At 62.2% G+C, this 23,237-nt stretch carries 13 protein-coding genes, 6 tRNA genes and 3 rRNA genes; all 22 read right to left on the bottom strand.

Annotated features, from left to right (window positions below; genetic code table 11):
- Positions 1 to 17: 17 nt before the first annotated feature.
- The 22 genes from fusA to ACJ7IV_RS01745 all read right to left on the bottom strand — a co-directional run bounded on the left by fusA (position 18) and on the right by ACJ7IV_RS01745 (position 23,204).
- On the bottom strand, positions 18 to 2,138 hold the full coding sequence (gene fusA, locus ACJ7IV_RS01850; protein WP_483865535.1) for an elongation factor G: 2,121 nt from the start codon (positions 2,136 to 2,138) through the stop codon (positions 18 to 20).
- A gap of 43 nt (positions 2,139 to 2,181) precedes the next feature.
- Positions 2,182 to 2,652, bottom strand: coding sequence for a 30S ribosomal protein S7 (rpsG, locus tag ACJ7IV_RS01845; RefSeq protein WP_161430174.1), 471 nt, complete (start codon positions 2,650 to 2,652; stop codon positions 2,182 to 2,184).
- 130 nt (positions 2,653 to 2,782) lie between these two features.
- Positions 2,783 to 3,157: a 30S ribosomal protein S12 gene (gene rpsL / locus ACJ7IV_RS01840; RefSeq protein WP_161430173.1), complete on the bottom strand. Its 375-nt coding sequence runs from the start codon at positions 3,155 to 3,157 to the stop codon at positions 2,783 to 2,785.
- Between the two features lie 181 nt (positions 3,158 to 3,338).
- Positions 3,339 to 7,556 (bottom strand): DNA-directed RNA polymerase subunit beta', encoded by a 4,218-nt coding sequence (rpoC, locus tag ACJ7IV_RS01835; protein WP_483865534.1) that lies wholly within the window; start codon positions 7,554 to 7,556, stop codon positions 3,339 to 3,341.
- 85 nt (positions 7,557 to 7,641) lie between these two features.
- Positions 7,642 to 11,721: a DNA-directed RNA polymerase subunit beta gene (rpoB, locus tag ACJ7IV_RS01830; protein ID WP_483865533.1), complete on the bottom strand. Its 4,080-nt coding sequence runs from the start codon at positions 11,719 to 11,721 to the stop codon at positions 7,642 to 7,644.
- A 235-nt stretch (positions 11,722 to 11,956) separates the two neighbouring features.
- Positions 11,957 to 12,328: a 50S ribosomal protein L7/L12 gene (rplL, locus tag ACJ7IV_RS01825; RefSeq protein ID WP_161430170.1), complete on the bottom strand. Its 372-nt coding sequence runs from the start codon at positions 12,326 to 12,328 to the stop codon at positions 11,957 to 11,959.
- Positions 12,329 to 12,417: 89 nt separating this feature from the next.
- Complete coding sequence (gene rplJ / locus ACJ7IV_RS01820) at positions 12,418 to 12,921, bottom strand: 50S ribosomal protein L10 (protein WP_161430169.1); 504 nt, start codon at positions 12,919 to 12,921, stop codon at positions 12,418 to 12,420.
- A gap of 274 nt (positions 12,922 to 13,195) precedes the next feature.
- On the bottom strand, positions 13,196 to 13,888 hold the full coding sequence (rplA, locus tag ACJ7IV_RS01815; RefSeq protein ID WP_161430168.1) for a 50S ribosomal protein L1: 693 nt from the start codon (positions 13,886 to 13,888) through the stop codon (positions 13,196 to 13,198).
- A 2-nt stretch (positions 13,889 to 13,890) separates the two neighbouring features.
- On the bottom strand, positions 13,891 to 14,322 hold the full coding sequence (gene rplK / locus ACJ7IV_RS01810; protein ID WP_132044070.1) for a 50S ribosomal protein L11: 432 nt from the start codon (positions 14,320 to 14,322) through the stop codon (positions 13,891 to 13,893).
- 84 nt (positions 14,323 to 14,406) lie between these two features.
- Complete coding sequence (nusG, locus tag ACJ7IV_RS01805; RefSeq protein WP_161430167.1) at positions 14,407 to 14,940, bottom strand: transcription termination/antitermination protein NusG; 534 nt, start codon at positions 14,938 to 14,940, stop codon at positions 14,407 to 14,409.
- 8 nt (positions 14,941 to 14,948) lie between these two features.
- The gene (gene secE, locus ACJ7IV_RS01800) at positions 14,949 to 15,317 is read right to left on the bottom strand and encodes a preprotein translocase subunit SecE (RefSeq protein WP_161430166.1); all 369 of its coding nucleotides are present in this window, start codon (positions 15,315 to 15,317) and stop codon (positions 14,949 to 14,951) included.
- Between the two features lie 72 nt (positions 15,318 to 15,389).
- Positions 15,390 to 15,465, bottom strand: a tRNA-Trp gene (locus ACJ7IV_RS01795).
- Positions 15,466 to 15,614: 149 nt separating this feature from the next.
- A tRNA-Thr gene (locus tag ACJ7IV_RS01790) sits at positions 15,615 to 15,689 on the bottom strand.
- Positions 15,690 to 15,713: 24 nt separating this feature from the next.
- A tRNA-Gly gene (locus ACJ7IV_RS01785) sits at positions 15,714 to 15,787 on the bottom strand.
- Between the two features lie 57 nt (positions 15,788 to 15,844).
- A tRNA-Tyr gene (locus ACJ7IV_RS01780) sits at positions 15,845 to 15,928 on the bottom strand.
- Positions 15,929 to 16,050: 122 nt separating this feature from the next.
- Positions 16,051 to 16,890, bottom strand: a complete 840-nt coding sequence (locus ACJ7IV_RS01775; protein ID WP_483865532.1) for a type III pantothenate kinase — start codon at positions 16,888 to 16,890, stop codon at positions 16,051 to 16,053.
- Positions 16,887 to 17,870, bottom strand: a complete 984-nt coding sequence (locus ACJ7IV_RS01770; protein ID WP_483865531.1) for a biotin--[acetyl-CoA-carboxylase] ligase — start codon at positions 17,868 to 17,870, stop codon at positions 16,887 to 16,889. The genes ACJ7IV_RS01775 and ACJ7IV_RS01770 overlap by 4 nt, the downstream gene beginning before the upstream one ends.
- A 159-nt stretch (positions 17,871 to 18,029) precedes the next feature.
- Positions 18,030 to 18,145, bottom strand: a 5S ribosomal RNA gene (gene rrf / locus ACJ7IV_RS01765).
- A gap of 81 nt (positions 18,146 to 18,226) precedes the next feature.
- A 23S ribosomal RNA gene (locus ACJ7IV_RS01760) occupies positions 18,227 to 21,113 on the bottom strand.
- 218 nt (positions 21,114 to 21,331) lie between these two features.
- Positions 21,332 to 21,407, bottom strand: a tRNA-Ala gene (locus ACJ7IV_RS01755).
- Positions 21,408 to 21,493: 86 nt separating this feature from the next.
- Positions 21,494 to 21,570 (bottom strand) — tRNA-Ile (locus tag ACJ7IV_RS01750).
- Between the two features lie 95 nt (positions 21,571 to 21,665).
- Positions 21,666 to 23,204: ribosomal RNA gene (locus ACJ7IV_RS01745) — 16S ribosomal RNA — on the bottom strand.
- The 16S, 23S and 5S rRNA genes sit together here with 2 tRNA genes alongside, the layout of an rRNA operon.
- Positions 23,205 to 23,237 lie beyond the last annotated feature (33 nt).

Here is a 23,237-nt window from a genome sequence, read left to right as displayed (position 1 = left end):
TTTACGTTAGCTAACGGTTAACCGTTTTGGTTGATGACGGCTTCAACGACGCTGGACGGCGCCTCTTCGTAATCCGCAAACTCCATGACGTAGCTTGCGCGTCCCTGGGTCTGAGAACGCAGATCGGTCGCGTAACCGAACATCTCAGCCAACGGAACCCTGGCGCGGATGATCTTGCCCATGGACGAGTCATCCATGCCTGATACCAGACCGCGACGGCGGTTCAGGTCGCCCATGACATCACCCATGAAGTCCTCGGGAGTCACGACCTCGACCTTCATCACCGGCTCGAGCAGTACCGCCTTGGCCTTCTTGGCGCCTTCCTTGACCGCCATGGAAGAAGCGACCTTGAACGCGGTCTCGTTGGAGTCCACGTCGTGGTAGGAACCATCGTACAGCGTAACCTTGACGTCGATCATCGGGTAGCCCGCGATGACACCGTTCTGCAGCTGCTCGTAGGCCCCTTTCTCGACGGCCGGCACGTATTCCTTGGGAACCACGCCGCCGACGATTTCTGAAGCGAATTTGAAGTGCATGTCTTCATCTTCGCCCTTGTCTTCCGCGGTGAGCGGCTCGATGCGCAGCCAGACGTGGCCGTACTGGCCGCGACCACCGGACTGGCGCACGAACTTGCCTTCCTGCTCCACCTTGCCGCGAATGGTCTCGCGGTAGGCCACCTGCGGCTTGCCGATGTTGGCCTCGACCTTGAACTCGCGACGCATGCGGTCGACGAGGATATCGAGGTGCAACTCGCCCATGCCGGAGATGATCGTCTGCCCGGTCTCCTCATCGGTGCGCACCTGGAAGGAGGGATCCTCCTGGGCCAGCTTGCCCAGCGCGACACCCATCTTCTCCTGGTCGGCCTTGGACTTCGGCTCGACGGCCACGGAGATGACCGGATCCGGGAACTCCATGCGCTCGAGAACGATCTTGTCGTTCAGGTCGCACAGGGTGTCACCGGTGGTGACGTCCTTGAGGCCGATACAGGCGGCGATATCGCCGGCGCGCACTTCCTTGATCTCCTCGCGGGAGTTGGCGTGCATCTGGACGATACGACCCACACGCTCCTTCTTCTGCTTGACGGAGTTGTAGACGCTGTCGCCGGAGTTGAGGACGCCGGAGTAGACGCGGATGAAGGTCAGGGTGCCGACGAAGGGGTCGGTGGCGATCTTGAACGCCAGGGCAGCGAAGGGAGCACTGTCGTCCGCCTCGCGGGTCTCGACGGTGCCTTCCTTGTCGTCCAGCTCACCCTCGATGGCCTTGACCTCGGTGGGCGATGGCAGGTACTCGACCACGGCGTCCAGCACGGCCTGCACGCCCTTGTTCTTGAACGCGGAGCCACAGGTGACCAGCACGATCTCGTTGTCGAGGGTACGACGACGCAGACCGGCCTTGATCTCTTCCTTGGTGAGCTCACCGCCCTCGAGGTACTTGTCCATCAGCTCTTCGGAGGCTTCGGCGGCGGCCTCGACCATCTCCTCGCGGTACTTCTCCGCGGTCTCCTGAAGCTCGGCGGGAATATCGACCAGGTCATAGGTGGCGCCGAGGTCGGCCTCGTTCCACAGGATGGCCTTCATCTCGATCAGGTCGATGACGCCCTTGAAGTCTTCCTCGGTGCCCCAGTTGATCTGGATCGGCACGGCGTTGGCACCCAGGCGATCCTTGAGCTGGTCGACGACCATGAAGTAGTCGGCACCGGTGCGGTCCATCTTGTTGACGAACACCATGCGCGGGACTTCGTACTTGTTGGCCTGACGCCAGACGGTCTCGGTCTGCGGCTGCACACCGGAGGAGCCGCACAGCACCACTACCGCACCGTCGAGTACGCGCAGCGAGCGCTCCACTTCGATGGTGAAGTCGACGTGTCCGGGGGTGTCGATGATATTGATGCGATGCTCATCGAACTGGTGGTTCATGCCCTTCCAGAAGGTGGTCACGGCAGCGGAGGTGATGGTGATACCACGCTCCTGCTCCTGCTCCATCCAGTCGGTGGTGGAGGCACCTTCGTGGGTCTCGCCCAGCTTGTGGTTGATACCGGTGTAGAACAGCACGCGCTCGGTCGTGGTGGTCTTGCCGGCATCGACGTGGGCGACGATCCCGATGTTGCGATAGCGTTTTAGCGGAGTTTTGCGAGCCACGGTGGAACTCCCCGTTGGTTGGCGATGCGTTTGGAAGCGCTGATCAGAACCGGTAGTGAGAGAAGGCCTTGTTGGCTTCTGCCATACGGTGCACGTCTTCACGCTTCTTGACCGCAGAACCCTTGCCCTCGGCGGCGTCGAGCATCTCGCCGGCGAGACGCAGCACCATGGTCTTCTCACCACGGCGACGCGCCGCATCGGCCAGCCAACGCATGGCCAGCGCCTGACGGCGCGACGGGCGCACCTCGACCGGCACCTGATAGGTCGCACCGCCAACGCGGCGAGACTTCACCTCGACCATGGGCTGGATGCTTTCCAGCGCCTTGTCGAAGATCTCCAGCGGCTCTTCGTTACTGCGCTCGGCAACCCTGTCCAGCGCACCATAGACGATGCGCTCAGCTACGGACTTCTTGCCGCCGATCATCAGGTGGTTCATGAACTTCGCCAGGCGCTCGCTTCCGAACTTGGGATCCGGCAGGATCTCGCGCTTGGCCGCAACTCTTCTTCTAGGCATGATAAGCCCTCTGTTGAAGGGTCCTTCAGGTAAACCCGGGACTCCCGCACACTCCTCTCGAAGCCGCGACGCCCGACCTTACTCTTATCAGACCGGTATCAATTGGTGGTGTAATCGCGATCCGGGCCGATCAGGCCTTGGGACGCTTGGCACCGTACTTGGAACGGCCCTGCTTACGGTTCTGAACGCCGGAGGTGTCCAGGGCGCCACGCACGGTGTGATAACGCACACCGGGAAGGTCCTTGACTCGACCGCCGCGGATCAGCACCACGGAGTGCTCCTGGAGGTTGTGACCCTCACCACCGATGTACGAGGAGACCTCGTAGCCGTTGGTCAGACGAACACGGCACACCTTACGCAGTGCGGAGTTCGGCTTCTTCGGGGTGGTAGTGTAGACGCGGGTGCAGACGCCGCGCTTCTGCGGGCAGGCCTGCAGCGCCGGCACGTCACTCTTGGTGACGGGGCGCTTGCGCGGCTTGCGCACCAGCTGATTGATCGTTGCCATCTATTGCTCCAATGGGTTGCCTTGGCGGAAGCGAGGTAGCCGCTCGCTTTCCTGTACTGCGCTGCCTCATCAGCGGGTGCGGGCGCACCCGCCCCACTGTTAAAGGCTGCGCATTCTACTGGCTGACGCCCCCGACCGTCAAGCCCGACCGCCGTGGCGGCCGGACCCAGGTCGGTGGATGTCAGATCTCGTCGTCGTCCGAGTCCAGCGCGGTGAGCTGGGCGCCCAGCTCCTGCTCGACATCGTGGGCCGAGGGCGCGGCGGGCTCCACCACGCCATCGCGCCGGCGGCGCCGCTCGGCGTGGTGGGTCAGGCCGGTACCGGCCGGGATCAGACGCCCCACCACCACGTTTTCCTTCAGGCCGCGCAGGTAGTCGCGCTTGCCGGTCACCGCCGCCTCGGTCAGCACTCGCGTGGTCTCCTGGAAGGAGGCCGCGGAGATGAACGACTCGGTGGCCAGGCTGGCCTTGGTGATACCCAGCAGCACGCGCTGGTACTTGGCCGGGAACTTGTCGGCCTTCTCGAGACGCGCATTCTGCTCGAGCACGCGGACCAGCTCGGCCTGGTCGCCGGGAATGAAGTCGGAATCACCGGCATCGGTGATCTCCACCTTGCGCAGCATCTGACGCACGATCACCTCGATGTGCTTGTCGTTGATGCCCACGCCCTGGAGGCGGTAGACCTCCTGGATCTCGGCGGTGATGTACTTGGCCAGCTCCTCCACACCCAGCAGACGCAGGATATCGTGGGGGTTGCTGGGGCCATCGGAGATGACCTCGCCCTTCTCCACCGACTCGCCCTCGAAGACGGCGATCTGGCGCCACTTCGGGATCAGCGCCTCGTAGGGGTCGCCGTCCTGCGGGGTGATGGTCAGTCGACGCTTGCCCTTGGTCTCCTTGCCGAAGCTGACCACGCCGCTGATCTCGGCGAGGATCGAAGGCTCCTTGGGCTTGCGCGCCTCGAACAGGTCGGCAACCCGCGGCAGACCACCGGTGATGTCCTTGTTGCCGGACGCCTCCACCGGGATGCGCGCGACCACCTCACCGACACCGATCTTCGCGCCGTTGTCGGCGGTGACGATCGACTTGCCGGGCAGCGGGTACTGTACCGGGGTGTCGGAGCCGGTGACGGTGACCGGCTGGCCGGCCTCGTCGTTGAGCAGGATCATCGGGCGCTTGTCGCGACCGGCCATGGGACGCGCCGCCGCCTCGATCACCTCGATGGAGGAGAGGCCGGTCATCTCGTCCACGCTGCGGTGGATGGTGACGCCCTCGTCCATGTCGGCGTACTGCACGGCACCCTCGGCCTCGGCGACGATGGGGTGGGTGTGCGGGTCCCACTTGGCCACCGCCTGGCCGGCCTCGACGCTGTCGCCATCGCGCACCGACAGTTCGGCGCCGTAGGGCAGCTTGTAGTACTCGCGCTCACGGCCATGGTCGTCGGCGACGGCCAGGGCGCTGGAGCGGGAGACCACCACCAGCTTGCCGTCGGCACGCTCCACGTACTTGATGTTGTGCAGGCGCACCTTGCCGCCGTGCTTGACCTGGACGCTGTCCACCGCGGAGGCCCGCGATGCTGCGCCGCCGATGTGGAAGGTCCGCATGGTCAGCTGGGTACCCGGCTCACCGATGGACTGGGCGGCGATGACGCCCACGGACTCGCCGATGTTGACCTCGTGGCCACGTGCAAGGTCGCGGCCGTAGCAGGCGGAGCAGACGCCGTGGGCGGTCTGGCAGCTGATCGCGCTGCGCACCACGATCTCGTCGACGCCCATGGTGTCGAGCTCGGCGCACCACTTCTCGTCGAGCAGCGTACCGCGCGGAATCAGCACCTCGTCGCTGGCCGGGTCGATGACGTCCTGGGCGACCACACGCCCCAGCACGCGCTGGGCCAGGGAGACGATGATGTCGCCGCCCTCGATGACCGGGTGAAGGGTCAGGCCACGCTCGGTGCCGCAATCCTTCTCGGTGATCACCATGTCCTGGGCCACGTCGACCAGGCGACGGGTCAGGTAACCCGAGTTGGCGGTCTTGAGTGCGGTATCCGCCAGACCCTTACGGGCACCGTGGGTGGAGATGAAGTACTGGAGTACGTTCAGGCCCTCACGGAAGTTGGCGACGATCGGGGTCTCGATGATCGAGCCGTCCGGCTTGGCCATCAGGCCACGCATGCCGGCCAGCTGACGGATCTGGGCGGCGCTACCCCGGGCACCGGAGTCGGCCATGATGAACACGCTGTTGAAGGAGTCCTGTTCGACCTCCTTGCCTTCGCGGTCGACCACGGTCTCCTTGGAGATGCCCGCCATCATCGCCTTGGCCACCTTGTCGTTGGCCTTGGACCAGATGTCGATCACCTTGTTGTACTTCTCGCCGGCGGTGACGAGGCCCGAGGAGAACTGGTCCTCGATCTCCTTCACCTCCTCCTCGGCGCCCTCGACGATCTCGGCCTTGGCGTCCGGGATGACGAAGTCGTTGACGCCGATGGAGGCGCCGGACCAGGTGGCCAGGCGGAAGCCGGTGTACATCAGCTGGTCGGCGAAGATCACCGTCGGCTTGAGGCCCGAACGGCGATAGACCTCGTTGAGCAGGCCCGAGATCGCCTTCTTCTTCATCGGCTGGTCGACCAGCTCGAAGGGCACGCCCTCCGGCAGGATGCGGAACAGCAGTGCACGGCCCACGGTGGTGTCACGCAGCACGCGCTGGTGGGTCTTCTCGCCACTCTCCTCGTCGATCAGCACCTCGTCCAGGCGCACCTTGATGCGGGCATGCAGCGCCACATGCTGGGTGTTGAAGGCACGCTCCACCTCGTTGAGGTCGGAGAACACCATGCCTTCGCCCTTGGCGTTGATCTTCTCGCGGGTCATGTAATACAGACCCAGCACCACGTCCTGGGAGGGCACGATGATCGGCTCGCCGTTGGCCGGCGACAGTACGTTGTTGGTCGCCATCATCAGCGTGCGCGCCTCGAGCTGGGCTTCCAGGGTCAGCGGCACGTGGACCGCCATCTGGTCACCGTCGAAGTCGGCGTTGTAGGCGGCACACACCAGCGGGTGCAGCTGGATCGCCTTGCCCTCGATCAGCAGCGGCTCGAAGGCCTGGATGCCGAGGCGGTGCAGGGTCGGGGCACGGTTGAGCAGCACCGGGTGCTCGCGGATGACATCGGCGAGGATGTCCCACACCTCCGCCGTCTCGCGCTCGACCATCTTCTTGGCGGCCTTGATCGTGGAGGCATGCCCCAGCGACTGCAGCTTGGAGTAGATGAACGGCTTGAACAGCTCCAGCGCCATCTTCTTGGGCAGGCCACACTGGTGCAGGCGCAGGGTCGGGCCCACGGTGATGACCGAGCGGCCGGAGTAGTCGACGCGCTTGCCCAGCAGGTTCTGACGGAAGCGACCCTGCTTGCCCTTGATCATGTCGGCCAGGGACTTCAGCGGGCGCTTGTTGGAGCCGGTGATGGCCCGGCCACGACGGCCGTTGTCGAGCAGCGCATCCACCGCCTCCTGCAGCATGCGCTTCTCGTTGCGCACGATGATGTCGGGCGCATTGAGGTCGAGCAGCCGCTTGAGGCGGTTGTTGCGGTTGATCACGCGACGATAGAGATCGTTGAGGTCGGAGGTGGCGAAGCGACCACCGTCCAGCGGCACCAGCGGACGCAGGTCCGGCGGCAGTACCGGCAGCACCTCCATGACCATCCACGCCGGGTCGTTGCCGGAGCCCTGGAAGGCCTCCAGCAGCTTGAGCCGCTTGGAGAGCTTCTTGATCTTGGTCTCGGAGTTGGTCTGCGGAATCTCCTCGCGCAGGCGCTCGATCTCCTCGAGCATGTCGATGTCCTTGAGCAGCGCCTGGACCGCCTCGGCACCCATGCGGGCGTCGAAGTCGTCACCGAACTCCTCGAGGGCCTCGAAGTACTGCTCGTCGTTGAGCAGCTGGCCACGCTCCAGCGTGGTCATGCCCGGATCGATGACCACGAAGCTCTCGAAGTAGAGCACGCGCTCGATGTCACGCAGGGTCATGTCCAGGAACATGCCGATGCGCGACGGTAGCGACTTCAGGAACCAGATATGGGCGACCGGGCTGGCCAGCTCGATGTGGCCCATGCGCTCGCGACGCACGGCGGCCTTGGTCACCTCGACGCCGCACTTCTCGCAGATGATGCCACGGTGCTTCATGCGCTTGTACTTGCCGCACAGGCACTCGTAGTCCTTCACCGGGCCGAAGATCTTGGCGCAGAACAGGCCGTCCCGCTCCGGCTTGAAGGTACGGTAGTTGATGGTCTCGGGCTTCTTGACCTCGCCGAACGACCAGGAGCGGATCATGTCCGGGGACGCCAGGGTAATCTTGATCGCGTCGAACTCGTCGGACTGAGACTGCGATTTGAGGACTTTCACCAAATCTTTCATGGGGTCGGCTCCGCTGCGGAGTTGTCATGGGCGGGGGCACTGCTGCCGCCCCCGCGGACCGTCATAATGTGAAGCGTCGGCCGCCTCAGCTCTCGAGCTCGATGTCGATGCCCAGCGAGCGGATCTCCTTCACCAGCACGTTGAAGGATTCCGGCATGCCCGCCTGCATGGCGTGGTCGCCATCCACGATGTTCTTGTACATCTTGGTGCGACCCTCCACGTCATCGGACTTGACGGTGAGCATCTCCTGGAGGGTGTAGGCGGCGCCGTACGCCTCCAGGGCCCAGACCTCCATCTCACCGAAGCGCTGACCACCGAACTGCGCCTTGCCGCCCAGCGGCTGCTGGGTGACCAGCGAGTAGGAGCCGGTAGAACGCGCATGCATCTTGTCGTCCACCAGGTGGTTGAGCTTGAGCATGTACATGTAGCCGACGGTCACCGGACGATCGAAGGCGTCACCGGTACGGCCGTCGTAGAGCGTCATCTGGCCGGAATCCGGCAGCTCGGCCAGCCGCAGCAGGTGCTTGATCTCGTGCTCGTCGGCACCGTCGAACACCGGCGTGGACATCGGCACGCCCGCCTTCAGGTTCTTGGCCAGGGCGATCACCTCGTCATCGGAGAGCGACTCGAGCTCCTCGACACGGGTGCCCGGGGTGGAGTTGTAGACCTGCCCCAGGAAGTCGCGAATCTCGGCCACCTGCTGTTCGCGGGCATCGCGCAGCAGGCCGTCGATCTTGCGACCCAGCCCCCAGGCGGCGAGGCCCAGGTGGGTCTCCAGTATCTGCCCCACGTTCATGCGCGACGGCACGCCCAGCGGGTTCAACACCACGTCCACCGGCTCACCCTGGTCGTCGAAGGGCATGTCCTCGATGGGCATGATCGCCGAGATGACACCCTTGTTACCGTGGCGGCCGGCCATCTTGTCGCCCGGCTGCAGGCGACGCTTCACCGCCATGTAGACCTTGACGATCTTGAGCACGCCGGGCGCCAGGTCGTCGCCCTGGGTCAGCTTGCGCTTCTTGTCCTCGAAGCGCTCGTCCATCTCCTTGCGACGCGTCTCCAGCTGCTCGTCGGCCTGGGCCAGCAGCTCGTTGAGGGCCTCGTCCTGCAGGCGCAGCTTGAACCACTGCTGACGCGGCAGCTCGTCGAGGTAGCTCGTGGAGAGCACATCACCCTTCTTGAGCTGGGGACCGCCGTTGACGGCCTGGCCGCTCAGGGTGCGCTTGAGGCGCTCGAAGGTGGCGTCCTCGGCGATGCGGTAGGTCTCCTGGAGGTCCTTGCGAACCTCGTCAAGCTGCATCTGCTCGATGGAGAGCGCCCGCGAGTCCTTCTCCACGCCGTCGCGGGTGAACACCTGGACGTCGATGACGGTGCCCTTCATGCCGGTAGGGGCACGCAGGGAGGTGTCCTTAACGTCGCTGGCCTTCTCGCCGAAGATGGCGCGCAGCAGCTTCTCTTCCGGCGTCAGCTGGGTCTCGCCCTTGGGCGTGACCTTGCCGACCAGGATATCGCCCGGACCAACCTCGGCACCGATGTAGACCACACCGGCCTCATCCAGCTTGGAGAGCGCCGACTCACCCACGTTGGGGATGTCGGAGGTGATCTCCTCCGGCCCCAGCTTGGTGTCGCGGGAGACGCAGGTCAGCTCCTGAATATGGATGGTGGTGAAACGGTCCTCCTGGACGACCCGCTCGGAGAGCAGGATGGAGTCCTCGAAGTTGTAGCCGTTCCAGGGCATGAAGGCGATGCGCATGTTCTGGCCCAGAGCCAGGTCGCCCATGTCCACCGAAGGACCGTCGGCCAGGATGTCGCCACGGGCCACGGAATCGCCGGGGCGCACGATCGGACGCTGGTTCTGACAGGTGTTCTGGTTGGAGCGCACGTACTTGGTGAGGTTGTAGATATCGACGCCGGCCTCGCCGCCGATGATCTCGTCCTCGTTGATGCGCACCACGATGCGCTTGGCATCCACGGAGTCGATCACGCCGCCGCGACGCGCCACGGCGCAGACGCCGGAGTCGCGGGCCACGAAACGCTCCATGCCGGTGCCGACCAGCGGCTTGTCGGCGCGCAGGGTGGGTACCGCCTGACGCTGCATGTTGGCACCCATCAGGGCGCGGTTGGCGTCATCGTGCTCGAGGAACGGGATCAGCGCCGCGGCCACGGAGACCACCTGGCGCGGCGAGACGTCCATCAGCGTCACCTGCTCGGGACGCATGAAGGTGGTCTCGCCCTTGTGACGCACCTGCACCAGGTCATCGATCAGCTGGCCGGCCTCGTCCACGGTGGCGGAGGCCTGGGCGATGACGAAGTCGCCCTCCTCGATGGCCGAGAGGTGGACCACGTCGTCGGTCACCTTGCGATCCACGACCTTGCGGTAGGGCGTCTCGAGGAAGCCGTAGCTGTTGGTGTGGCTGTAGGTGGCCAGGGAGTTGATCAGGCCGATGTTGGGACCTTCCGGGGTCTCGATCGGGCACAGACGGCCGTAGTGGGTGACGTGGACGTCACGCACCTCGAAGCCGGCCCGCTCACGGGTCAGGCCGCCCGGGCCAAGCGCGGAGACGCGGCGCTTGTGGGTGACCTCGGAGAGCGGGTTGTTCTGGTCCATGAACTGGGAGAGCTGGCTGGAACCGAAGAACTCCTTGACCGCCGCGGCGACGGGCTTGGCGTTGATCAGGTCCTGGGGCATCAGGCCCTCGCTCTCGGCCATGGAGAGACGCTCCTTGACCGCGCGCTCGACGCGCACCAAGCCGACACGGAACTGGTTCTCGGCCATCTCGCCCACGCAACGGATGCGGCGGTTGCCCAGGTGGTCGATATCGTCCACCTCACCGTAGCCGTTACGGATGTAGATCAGTTCCTTGAGCACGTCGAGGATATCGCGACGGTCGAGCACGCCGGCACCGGTGTCGCTGTCGCGACGCAGGCGGCGGTTGAACTTCATGCGACCGACGCCAGAGAGGTCGTAGCGGTCCTCGCTGAAGAACAGGTTGTTGAACAGGGTCTCGGCGGCCTCCTTGGTGGGCGGCTCGCCGGGACGCATCATGCGGTAGATCTCGACCAGCGCCTCGAGCTGGGAACCGGTGGTATCCAGCTTGAGGGTATCGGAGACGAAGGGCCCGCAGTCGAGGTCGTTGGTGTAGAGGGTCTCGAGGCTGGTGATACCGGCCTGACCGATGCGCTCGAGCAGCTCCGGGGTGATCTCGGTGTTGCAGGGACAGATCAGCTCGCCGGTGTTGGGGTCGACCTGGTCCTTGGCCAGCGTCTTGCCGAACAGGTACTCCATCGGCACCTCGAGGCGCTCGAGGCCGACCTTCTCCAGCTGGCGGATATGCTTCTGGGTGATGCGACGCCCTTCCTCGACGATGATGCCGCCATCGGCATCCTTGATGTCGAAGGTGGCGGTCTCGCCGCGCAGGCGTGACGGCACCAGCTCTACAGAGAAGCCGTTCTTCTCGATGTGGAAGGTGCTGGTCGCGAAGAACTCGTCGAGAACTTCCTCGGCGCTCATGCCCAGTGCGCGCAGCAGCACCGTGGCCGGCAGCTTGCGACGACGGTCGATACGGACGAAAACGTTGTCCTTCGGATCGAACTCGAAGTCGAGCCAGGAGCCACGGTAGGGGATCACCCGGGCGGAGTAGAGCAGCTTGCCTGAGGAGTGGCTCTTGCCCTTGTCATGGTCGAAGAATACGCCGGGCGAACGATGCAGCTGGGAGACGATGACACGCTCGGTACCGTTCACCACGAAGGTACCGTTCTCGGTCATCAGGGGGATCTCCCCCATGTAGACTTCCTGCTCCTTGATGTCCTTGATCGCCTTGTTGGATGACTCCTTGTCATAGATGATCAGGCGAACCTTGACGCGCAGGGGAGCCGAATAGGTGACGCCACGCAGCTGGCACTCCTTGACGTCGAAGGCCGGAGTGCCGAAGCGGTAGCTGACGTACTCCAGGGCGGCATTGCCGGAGAAGCTCTCGATCGGGAACACCGACCGGAAGGCGGCGTGAAGGCCGACCTCGAGACGCTCCTCGGGCGCACGGTCCTGCTGGAGGAAGTCGTAATAGGAATCAAGCTGGATCGCCAGCAGGTAGGGCACATCCATCACTTGGGGCAGTTTGCCGAAATCCTTGCGGATGCGTTTTTTCTCAGTGTATGAGTAAGCCATCTGTATTCCCCAGCTTGTTCACCATGGGTGACCGATGCGTGGTCGGCGCCACCCGACGGGATGCGGCTCCGTCAGGCGATGAAGGCAAGCGCCTCGAGGGACGCTCGCCTTCTGGAATTCGGCTGGCCAGGCTGCCGTGGCAGCGGCCAGTGACAACAGAAAAAGGCCGGCAGCGGGTGTCCCGCCACCAGCCGTGGAAGCTTACGCAGCGCGTGAAGCCATGTCGCTCAAGGACTTACTTGAGCTCCACGCCCGCGCCGGCTTCTTCCAGCTTGGCCTTGGCCGCTTCTGCGTCTTCCTTGGACATGCCTTCCTTGATGGTCGCCGGCGCGCCGTCGACGGCACCCTTGGCTTCCTTCAGGCCCAGGCCGGTGATCTCGCGGACAACCTTGATCACGTTGACCTTCTTGTCGCCGGCGCTGGTCAGCACCAGGTCAAACTCGGTCTGCTCTTCGGCAGCGGCTTCACCACCGGCAGCCGGGCCAGCCACGACGGCGGCAGCGGCAGACACGCCGAACTTCTCTTCCATGGCCTCGATCAGCTCGACCACTTCCATGACGGACATGTCGGAGACGGCGTTGATGATGTCTTCTTTGGTCAGTGCCATTGTCACGTTTCCTAACTTTGCGGGAGTCGAACTTGAGCGTCGACTCGGGATTCAATATTCGATTCAGGCTGCCTGCAGGAGTTCGCCGTTCAGGCGGCTTCTTCCTGCTTCTGGTCGCGCAGGGCGGCCAGGGTACGGACCAGCTTGCCGGCGGATGCCTCTTTCATGACGGACATCAGCTTGGCAATCGCCTCGTCGTAGGTCGGCAGCGTCGCCAGACGGTCGAGATCGGTGGCCGGGATCAGCTCACCTTCGTAGGCCAGCGCCTTGACCTCGAAGTTCTTCTCCTCCTTGGCGAACTCCTTGAACAGGCGGGCAGCGGCGCCCGGGTGCTCATAGGAGAAGGCCAGCAGGGTCGGACCCGAGAAGGTCTCGTCCAGGATCTCCCAGGGAGTTCCGGACAGGGCGCGGCGTGCCAGGGTGTTGCGGACAACACGGATCTGGACGCCATTCTCGCGGGCCTGCTTGCGCAGGTCGGTCATCTTGCTGACCGTGACGCCACGAGAATCGGCAACTACGACGGAGAGAGCATCCTTGGCCGCTTCACTGACCTCGGCAACAATCGCCTTCTTGCCTTCGAGTGCTAGTGGCACAGTGATCACTCCTTCGTGCCGGAACCTCGCGATGAGGTTTCCGGTGGTTACCATCTCTTCCGGCCGCCCGCGGACGAGCCGGAAGTCCTGGGTGATGGTGCTCACCAGAAGCCTGGCGGCAACACCATCTGCGCAGGCCACCCCCTGAAGGGATGATTAAGCCGCCCTTCCGAAGAGAGGCGGCACCTGCGGTCTTTGACGGTGCCCCGCCGGCGAGTCGTGACTCGACACGGGGACCGCAAAGTTATTGCTAGTTGCTCGACACGCTGACCGGTCAGACCAGGCCAGAGTGGTCGATGGTCACACCCGGGCCCATGGTCGTGGACAGGGTGACCTTCTTGAAATAGATGCCCTTGGAGGTGCTCGGCTTAAGCTTCTTCAGGTCGGCGACCAGTGCATCCAGGTTGCCCTGAATGGCGGAAGCGTCGAAGTCGACCTTGCCAAGGGTGGTATGGATGATGCCGTTCTTGTCGGTACGGAAGCGCACCTGACCGGCCTTGGCGTTCTTGACCGCGGTGGCGACGTCCGGCGTCACGGTGCCGACCTTGGGGTTCGGCATCAGGCCGCGCGGACCGAGGATCTGACCCAGCTGGCCGACGACACGCATGGCGTCCGGCGAGGCGATCACCACGTCGAAGTCGAGCTGGCCCTTCTTGACCTGCTCGGCCAGGTCGTCCATGCCGACGATATCGGCACCGGCTTCCTTGGCAGCGTCGGCGTTGGCGCCCTGGGTGAACACGGCGACGCGAACGTCCTTGCCGGTACCGTTGGGCATCACGGTCGCGCCGCGAACCACCTGGTCGGATTTCCGCGGATCGACGCCCAGGTTGATGGCGACGTCCAGGGACTCCTTGAACTTGACCGTGGACAACTCGGCGAGCAGGGCCACGGCTTCCTCGAGAGAGTAGACCTTGGTGGAGTCGACCTTCTCGCTAATCATCTGTGCGCGCTTGGACAGCTTAGCCATGATCAGAGACCCTCCACGTTCAGGCCCATGCTGCGGGCACTACCGGCAATGGTACGCACCGCGGCGTCGAGATCGGCAGCCGTCAGATCCGGCTCCTTGGTCTTGGCGATCTCTTCGAGCTGCTCACGGGTCACGGTACCGACCTTGTTCTTGTTCGGCTCACCGGAGCCGGACTTGATGCCAGCCGCCTTCTTCAGCAGGACCGCCGCGGGCGGGGTCTTGGTGATGAAGGTGAAGCTGCGGTCGGAATAGACGGTGATCACCACGGGAGTGGGCAGGCCCGGTTCGATCTCCTGGGTCGCGGCGTTGAACGCCTTGCAGAACTCCATGATGTTCACGCCGTGCTGACCCAGCGCGGGACCCACGGGGGGACTCGGATTGGCCTTACCAGCTGCGACCTGCAGCTTGATGTAAGCCTGTACTTTCTTGGCCATGATAGGACTCCAGTTGGGTAATAGCGCCTTGCGGCTCCCCGGTGTTGCGGCCGCCGCAGCGGCCCTGCCTGCATCGGTCGAGGATTACTCTTTCTCGACCTGCGCGAATTCCAGTTCGACAGGTGTCGAGCGCCCGAAGATCAGCACACTGACCTGAACGCGGCTCTTGTCGTAGTTGACCTCCTCGACGACGCCGTTGAAATCGGCGAAGGGGCCATCGATGACGCGCACCGACTGACCCGGCTCGAACAGGGTCTTGGGCTTGGGCTTGTCGGTCCCATCCTGGACACGGCGCAGGATGGCGTCAGCCTCTTTCTGGGTGATGGGCGCCGGCTTCTCCTTGGTACCACCGATGAACCCCATCACGCGGGGGGTCTCGTTGACCAGGTGCCAGGTCTCGTCATCCATCTCCATCTCGACCAGCACATAGCCGGGATAGAACTTGCGCTCGCTTTTGCGGCGCTTGCCGTCACGCATCTCGACGACTTCCTCGGTCGGCACCAGGATCTCGCCGAAGCGGTCCTCCATGCCATACATCTTCACGCGCTCCTTGAGGGAGCGCATTACATGCTTCTCGAAGCCGGAGTAGGCGTGAACGACATACCAACGCTTGGACATGGGGGCTCCTAACCGATAACGCCGGACATCGCCCAGCCAAGAAGGGTGTCGATCAGCCACAGCATCAGGCCGACCACCAGCACGGCGACCAGCACGATGACCGTGGTCTGGATGGTCTCGGGCCGAGTCGGCCATACCACGCGCTGAATCTCTTTCTTGGCGGCACGGGCCAGCTCGGCGAGTTCGCGACCTTTGGTAGTGGTAAACGCCACCACAGCGGCCAGCGCACTCAGCGCCACGACACCCAATACGCGGTAGAGCAGGGCCTGATCAGCGAAGTAGGTGTTGCCTACCACGGCCAGGACCAGCAGAGTGACGACAACCGCCCACTTGAGCCCGTCGTGGCGCGACTCCTGCACCTCGGCGTTATGTTTCATGAAAACGAGACTCCTCAGGGCGCGGCAATCGAAACGTGAAATCTTCTGGGAACGCGCCAGCCTGGGGAAGGCTGGCAGGCCAGGAGGGAATCGAACCCCCAACCTGCGGTTTTGGAGACCGCTGCTCTGCCAATTGAGCTACTGGCCTGTATCTGCCTTGCTCCGCCCTTTGCAGGCGGCCTTCAACAGCGGGCGCCATCATAGCGAAAGCCGCTTCGCCTGGCAACCCCCTCTCGCCACTCGACAGATCCGGCGGCGAGAAAGAGAAAAGGCGAGCCGTGGCTCGCCTTCTCAATGTGGAGCTCATGGACGGATTTGAACCGTCGACCTCACCCTTACCAAGGGTGTGCTCTACCCCTGAGCTACATGAGCCTAACCTTTTGCATCCGTAGATGCTGGAGCGGGCAGCGGGGATCGAACCCGCATCATCAGCTTGGAAGGCTGAGGTTCTACCATTGAACTATGCCCGCCTACCCACTCTTCTCGGTCGCGACGCCACGCACTACCTGTAACGTCGCACCTGATTCTGGTGGAGGGGGAAGGATTCGAACCTTCGAAGCTTTCGCGGCAGATTTACAGTCTGCTCCCTTTGGCCACTCGGGAACCCCTCCAACTGGCGGCATATATTATCACCGCTGATCCGGTTGTCAAGTCGCTGTTTTATCAGCTTCTTCACCCTCGAAGGAGCACCACTCGGCGCGTTGCCCTTCGCCTCGGAACGCGGCGCATTGTGTCAAAGCAGCATGGAGAATGCAAGCCCGGCGCGAATCTTTTCCAGTGCCACAGGGGTCGGCACGCGGGGAGCCCCTGCCATGCGCCCTGCCCGCTCGGCGGCGGTCAGCGGAAAACTGGCCTCCAGCCCCCCGTAGACCATGTCGGGCCACACCGCGTGGGGGACCTGGAGACCGCGGGAGACCACCCGGGCGTCACCACCGGTCAGCATCAGCGGCAGCGCGACCCCCTCGCTGTCGCAGACCTCTGCGTAGACACGATTGATGGCGCTCACCGCCGCCATGTAGATCCCGTGGTTCACCGCCTCCACCGTGCGCCGCCCCGGTACCAGCAGCTCCTCCGGCTCGCTGTCGGGGTCGATGGCCACGTTGCGTGTCCCCAGCTTGAGACTCTCCTTCATCAGGCGCAGCCCCGGCAGGATATAGCCCCCCAGGTGGCGGCCGCCAGGCAGCACGAAATCGATGGTAATGGCGCTGCCGCAATCTACCGCACAGCAGCCACCCACCAGCTGGTAACCGGCCAGCACCCCCAGCCAGCGATCGACACCCAGCCGCTCGGGCTCCTCGTAGCCATTGGTGACGCCCAGCGCCTCGGGGCTCGAGTGCGCCACATGCACGGCCCCCACGCGCTGGCGCAGCAGCTGGACCGTCTCCTCGAGCACGGCACGCCGCGCGACACTGGATATGCGCACCGACTCGACCACATCGAGGTTGGGAATATCGGCACCCGGCCGCCACTCCTCCCGGGTCCACACCGCACCGCGCGAACGGATCTCGCTGCTGTCGACATCCTTGAGACGCCACTTGGAGAGGGTATTGCCGATATCGAGATCGAGGATCATGAGCGCACACGCAGGCTGATTTCACCACCCGCCAGGCAGCGCCGCCGCCCCTCCTGGACCACCACCAGGTTGCCGGAGCCATCGACACCCTCGGCCACTGCTACCTCTTGTGCACTGCCGCTCAACACATCCACCTCGCGTCCGGCAAAGGCGTGCCGTGCATTCCAGGCGTCGCGCCAGGGTGCAAAGCCATCGCGCTCGAATTCTGCCACCAGCGGCAGGAGCGCCTCGAGCAGGTCGACCGCCAGGGCATTGCGGGACACACCCGCCGCCTGGTCCTCGATGGCAGCGGCCGGCTGTCCCAGGGTGCTGCGGAAGCTCTCGGGCAGGGAGACGTTGATCCCCATGCCGATCACCACCTCGCAGGGACCGGAGGCGTCACCGCTGACTTCCACCAGAATACCCGCCAGCTTGCCGTATCCGCCGCCGGGCATCTCCAGCAGGACATCGTTGGGCCACTTGAGGAGCGGCGCTACCCCATGGCTCTCCAGCACCCGGGCCAGCGCTACCCCGGCGGCGAGGCTCAACCCCTCGAGGGCCGCGATACCGGACTCCACCCGCCACCCCAGGGAGAGCATCAGGCTACGCCCCCAGGGCGTGTTCCAGACCCGTCCACGCCGACCTCGCCCGGCGCTCTGCTGCTCCACCAGGCATACCTCGCCGTGCCCTGCCCCCTGCTCGAAGCGCTCGCGCAGGAAGGCGTTGGAAGATGGCAGCGTCTCCTCGACGAACAGTCGCGTCAGGTGGGTGCGCGCCTGGCGCGAGAGACCGGCGATGATGCGCGGGCCGTCGAGCAGCTCCAGGGGTTCGGCGAGGCGATACCCCTGCCCCTTCACCGCCTGCATGGTGATCCCCAGGGACTCGAGCTTGCGTAGCTGCTTCCATACCGCAGCACGGGACACGCCGAGCTGCTCACCGAGCTGCTCGCCCGAGTGGAACTCGCCATCGCCGAGCAGGCGGATGAGGTCACCGATGGTCATGCTTGGGATCCCGGACCGGAAAAACCCACATTCTATCGGATGCGGCGCTACCCCGGAAACGTAACTGCCCAGAAACCGCCTCCCACGGCCTCTTTCCGCAGACCCCGAACGCAAAAAGCCCCGAGCATCTCACGATGCTCGGGGCTTTTCTGAATAAGTGCCTGACGATGACCTACTCTCACATGGGGAGACCCCACACTACCATCGGCGCTGAGCGGTTTCACTGCTGAGTTCGGCATGGGATCAGGTGGTTCACGCTCGCTATGGTCGTCAGGCGAAAAACGGTGATTCATGCTGACACGAAACGTCTCTGCGTATCCGGTGTCGTGGGTCATCACAGACCCCTTGGGTGTTATATGGTCAAGCCTCACGGGCCATTAGTACCGGTTAGCTCAACGCCTTGCAGCGCTTCCACATCCGGCCTATCAACCAGCTGGTCTCGCTGGGCCCTTCAGGAGGCTCAAGGCCTCGGGGAGATCTCATCTTGAAGGGGGCTTCCCGCTTAGATGCCTTCAGCGGTTATCCTGTCCGCACATAGCTACCCGGCAATGCCACTGGCGTGACAACCGGAACACCAGAGGTGCGTCCACTCCGGTCCTCTCGTACTAGGAGCAGCTCTTCTCAAATCTCCAACGCCCACGGCAGATAGGGACCGAACTGTCTCACGACGTTCTAAACCCAGCTCGCGTACCACTTTAAATGGCGAACAGCCATACCCTTGGGACCGACTTCAGCCCCAGGATGTGATGAGCCGACATCGAGGTGCCAAACACCGCCGTCGATGTGAACTCTTGGGCGGTATCAGCCTGTTATCCCCGGAGTACCTTTTATCCGTTGAGCGATGGCCCTTCCATACAGAACCACCGGATCACTAGAACCTACTTTCGTACCTGCTCGACGTGTCTGTCTCGCAGTCAAGCACCCTTATGCTCTTGCACTCACTGCACGATTTCCAACCGTGCTGAGGGTACCTTCGTGCTCCTCCGTTACGCTTTGGGAGGAGACCGCCCCAGTCAAACTACCCACCACACACGGTCCTCGATCCGGATAACGGACCTGAGTTAGAACGCCAATGATGCCAGGCTGGTATTTCAAGGTTGGCTCCACCCGAACTGGCGTCCGGGTTTCCAAGCCTCCCAGCTATCCTACACAAGCAACATCAGCGTCCAGTGTGAAGCTATAGTAAAGGTTCACGGGGTCTTTCCGTCTAGCCGCGGGTACACAGCATCTTCACTGCGATTTCAATTTCACTGAGTCTCGGGTGGAGACAGCGTGGCCATCATTACGCCATTCGTGCAGGTCGGAACTTACCCGACAAGGAATTTCGCTACCTTAGGACCGTTATAGTTACGGCCGCCGTTTACCGGGGCTTCGATCAAGAGCTTCGCTTGCGCTAACACCATCACTTAACCTTCCGGCACCGGGCAGGCGTCATACCCTATACGTCCGCTTACGCGTTTGCAGAGTACTGTGTTTTTAATAAACAGTTGCAGCCACCTGGTATCTTCGACCGCCTCGTGCTCCGGCCGCAGGGCCTTCACACTAACGCGGCGTGCCTTCTCCCGAAGTTACGGCACCATTTTGCCTAGTTCCTTCACCCGAGTTCTCTCAAGCGCCTTGGGATTCTCACCCTGACCACCTGTGTCGGTTTGGGGTACGGTCCCACTGTATCTGAAGCTTAGAGGCTTTTCCTGGAAGCGTGGCATCGATGACTTCCTGACCGTGGTCAGTTCGTCTCGTCTCTCGGCCTTGAGGATCCGGATTTGCCTGAATCCTCAGCCTACTGACTTTCACCAGGACTACCAACGCCTGGCTCACCTAGCCTTCTCCGTCCCCCCATCGCAATACAGTGAGGTACGGGAATATTAACCCGTTTCCCATCGACTACGCCTTTCGGCCTCGCCTTAGGGGCCGACTCACTCTGCTCCGATTAGCGTCGAACAGAAACCCTTGGTCTTCCGGCGGGGGAGTTTTTCACTCCCCTTGTCGTTACTCATGTCAGCATTCGCACTCGTGATACCTCCAGCAGACCTCTCGATCCACCTTCATCGGCTTACACGACGCTCCTCTACCGCTCGTCATTCGACGAACCCGTAGCTTCGGTACCTGGTTTGAGCCCCGTTATATCTTCCGCGCAGGCCGACTCGACTAGTGAGCTATTACGCTTTCTTTAAAGGATGGCTGCTTCTAAGCCAACCTCCTAGCTGTCTGAGCCTTCCCACATCGTTTCCCACTTAACCAGGATTTCGGGACCTTAGCTGACGGTCTGGGTTGTTTCCCTTTTCACAACGGACGTTAGCACCCGCTGTGTGTCTCCCACGCGTCACTCACCGGTATTCGGAGTTTGCCTCGGGTTGGTAAGTCGGGATGACCCCCTAGCCGAAACAGTGCTCTACCCCCGGCGGTGCTACGTGAGGCGCTACCTAAATAGCTTTCGAGGAGAACCAGCTATCTCCGGGCTTGATTAGCCTTTCACTCCGATCCACAAGTCATCCAAATCTTTTTCAACAGATCCTGGTTCGGTCCTCCAGTTGATGTTACTCAACCTTCAACCTGCTCATGGATAGATCGCCCGGTTTCGGGTCTATTCCCAGCGACTGGTCGCCCAGTTAAGACTCGGTTTCCCTACGCCTCCCCTATACGGTTAAGCTCGCCACTGAAAATAAGTCGCTGACCCATTATACAAAAGGTACGCGGTCACATGACATGCATGCTCCCACTGCTTGTACGCATACGGTTTCAGGATCTATTTCACTCCCCTCTCCGGGGTTCTTTTCGCCTTTCCCTCACGGTACTGGTTCACTATCGGTCAGCCAGGAGTATTTAGCCTTGGAGGATGGTCCCCCCGTCTTCAGTCAAGGTTTCTCGTGCCCCGACCTACTCGATTTCACATGATCAGATTTTCGACTACGGGGCTGTCACCCACTATGGCCGCGCTTCCCAACGCGTTCGTCTAATCAGTCACATGCTTAAGGGCTGGTCCCCGTTCGCTCGCCGCTACTGGGGGAATCTCGGTTGATTTCTTTTCCTCAGGGTACTTAGATGTTTCAGTTCCCCTGGTTCGCCTCCCGACACCTATGTATTCAGTGCGGGATACCCAGCTTACACTGGGTGGGTTTCCCCATTCAGAGATGCCCGGGTCACAGGTTGTTTGCCACCTCGCCGAGCCTTATCGCAGGCTTCCACGTCTTTCATCGCCTCTGGCTGCCTAGGCATCCACCGTATGCGCTTCATCGCTTGACCATATAACCCCAAAGGGTCTGGTCCGCGATGACACACGACATTGCCGGATACGCTTGAGACGTATCTCGTGTTCTTTCCTTGCGGAAAGAACGTTTGTCAGCATGAATCACATTGTTAAAGAGCAGACTGTCAATCGACAGTCATAAACCGCTCATTGCGCTGTGCAAGGATGGCTTATGACTGCAGATCCGATCAGGTCAGACTGTGGGGATGGGAGATGGTGGAGCCTAGCGGGATCGAACCGCTGACCTCCTGCGTGCAAGGCAGGCGCTCTCCCAGCTGAGCTAAGGCCCCGAAGATAATTTGTGTGAGACAAGGCGCTTCGATGCGACGCATAGCCTGCTATGCGAGTGTCGGAGCAACGCAGTATCACGCAAATTTGGTGGGTCTGGGCAGATTTGAACTGCCGACCTCACCCTTATCAGGGGTGCGCTCTAACCAACTGAGCTACAGACCCGGCTAAACCACTGGGTCCACGACCCAAACAGTCTTTTGCTCTGGTCGATCAGGTAATTCATTGTGAGCACTTGCCGACAGTCGGGGACATATCGGTAAGGAGGTGATCCAGCCGCAGGTTCCCCTACGGCTACCTTGTTACGACTTCACCCCAGTCATGAACCACACCGTGGTGATCGCCCTCCGAAGTTAGGCTAACCACTTCTGGTGCAGTCCACTCCCATGGTGTGACGGGCGGTGTGTACAAGGCCCGGGAACGTATTCACCGTGACATTCTGATTCACGATTACTAGCGATTCCGACTTCACGGAGTCGAGTTGCAGACTCCGATCCGGACTGAGACCGGCTTTTCGGGATTAGCTCCACCTCGCGGCTTCGCAACCCTTTGTACCGGCCATTGTAGCACGTGTGTAGCCCTACTCGTAAGGGCCATGATGACCTGACGTCGTCCCCACCTTCCTCCGGTTTGTCACCGGCAGTCTCCCTAGAGTTCCCACCATTACGTGCTGGCAAATAGGGACAAGGGTTGCGCTCGTTACGGGACTTAACCCAACATTTCACAACACGAGCTGACGACGGCCATGCAGCACCTGTCTGTGCGTTCCCGAAGGCACCAATCCATCTCTGGAAAGTTCGCACGATGTCAAGAGTAGGTAAGGTTCTTCGCGTTGCATCGAATTAAACCACATGCTCCACCGCTTGTGCGGGCCCCCGTCAATTCATTTGAGTTTTAACCTTGCGGCCGTACTCCCCAGGCGGTCGACTTATCGCGTTAACTGCGCCACAAAGGTCACAAGGACCCCAACGGCTAGTCGACATCGTTTACGGCGTGGACTACCAGGGTATCTAATCCTGTTTGCTACCCACGCTTTCGCACCTCAGCGTCAGTGTCAGTCCAGAAGGCCGCCTTCGCCACTGGTATTCCTCCCGATCTCTACGCATTTCACCGCTACACCGGGAATTCTACCTTCCTCTCCTGCACTCTAGCCTGACAGTTCCGGATGCCGTTCCCAGGTTGAGCCCGGGGCTTTCACAACCGGCTTATCACGCCGCCTACGCGCGCTTTACGCCCAGTAATTCCGATTAACGCTCGCACCCTCCGTATTACCGCGGCTGCTGGCACGGAGTTAGCCGGTGCTTCTTCTGTGGGTGATGTCCTCCCTCGAGGGTATTGGCCCCGAGGATTTCTTCCCCACTGAAAGTGCTTTACAACCCGAAAGCCTTCTTCACACACGCGGCATGGCTGGATCAGGCTTTCGCCCATTGTCCAATATTCCCCACTGCTGCCTCCCGTAGGAGTTCGGGCCGTGTCTCAGTCCCGATGTGGCTGATCATCCTCTCAGACCAGCTACGGATCGCGGCCTTGGTGAGCCATTACCTCACCAACTAGCTAATCCGACATAGGCTCATCCGATAGCGCAAGGTCCGAAGATCCCCTGCTTTCCCCCGTAGGACGTATGCGGTATTAGCCTGGGTTTCCCCAGGTTATCCCCCACTACCGGGCAGATTCCTATGCATTACTCACCCGTCCGCCGCTCGACGCCTGGAAGCAAGCTTCCATCGTTTCCGCTCGACTTGCATGTGTTAGGCCTGCCGCCAGCGTTCAATCTGAGCCATGATCAAACTCTTCAGTTTAAGATCATAAGTGCTGAAGTAGCACCAAACTTG

The organism is Halomonas sp. C10-5, from assembly GCF_057169305.1.
Note: the sequence above shows the minus strand (reverse complement) of the source record. Positions and strands in the feature narration are given on the sequence as shown.

What these genes read in the sequence shown, in the direction of transcription:
- rpsL (WP_161430173.1), bottom strand. Translation starts at nt 3,157, where the DNA reads ATGGCAACGATCAATCAGCTGGTGCGCAAGCCGCGCAAGCGCCCCGTC.
- rpsG (WP_161430174.1), bottom strand. Translation starts at nt 2,652, where the DNA reads ATGCCTAGAAGAAGAGTTGCGGCCAAGCGCGAGATCCTGCCGGATCCC.
- ACJ7IV_RS01775 (WP_483865532.1), bottom strand. Translation starts at nt 16,890, where the DNA reads ATGATCCTCGATCTCGATATCGGCAATACCCTCTCCAAGTGGCGTCTC.
- rplA (WP_161430168.1), bottom strand. Translation starts at nt 13,888, where the DNA reads ATGGCTAAGCTGTCCAAGCGCGCACAGATGATTAGCGAGAAGGTCGAC.
- ACJ7IV_RS01770 (WP_483865531.1), bottom strand. Translation starts at nt 17,870, where the DNA reads ATGACCATCGGTGACCTCATCCGCCTGCTCGGCGATGGCGAGTTCCAC.
- rplL (WP_161430170.1), bottom strand. Translation starts at nt 12,328, where the DNA reads ATGGCACTGACCAAAGAAGACATCATCAACGCCGTCTCCGACATGTCC.
- secE (WP_161430166.1), bottom strand. Translation starts at nt 15,317, where the DNA reads ATGAAACATAACGCCGAGGTGCAGGAGTCGCGCCACGACGGGCTCAAG.
- rpoB (WP_483865533.1), bottom strand. Translation starts at nt 11,721, where the DNA reads ATGGCTTACTCATACACTGAGAAAAAACGCATCCGCAAGGATTTCGGC.
- nusG (WP_161430167.1), bottom strand. Translation starts at nt 14,940, where the DNA reads ATGTCCAAGCGTTGGTATGTCGTTCACGCCTACTCCGGCTTCGAGAAG.
- rplK (WP_132044070.1), bottom strand. Translation starts at nt 14,322, where the DNA reads ATGGCCAAGAAAGTACAGGCTTACATCAAGCTGCAGGTCGCAGCTGGT.
- rpoC (WP_483865534.1), bottom strand. Translation starts at nt 7,556, where the DNA reads ATGAAAGATTTGGTGAAAGTCCTCAAATCGCAGTCTCAGTCCGACGAG.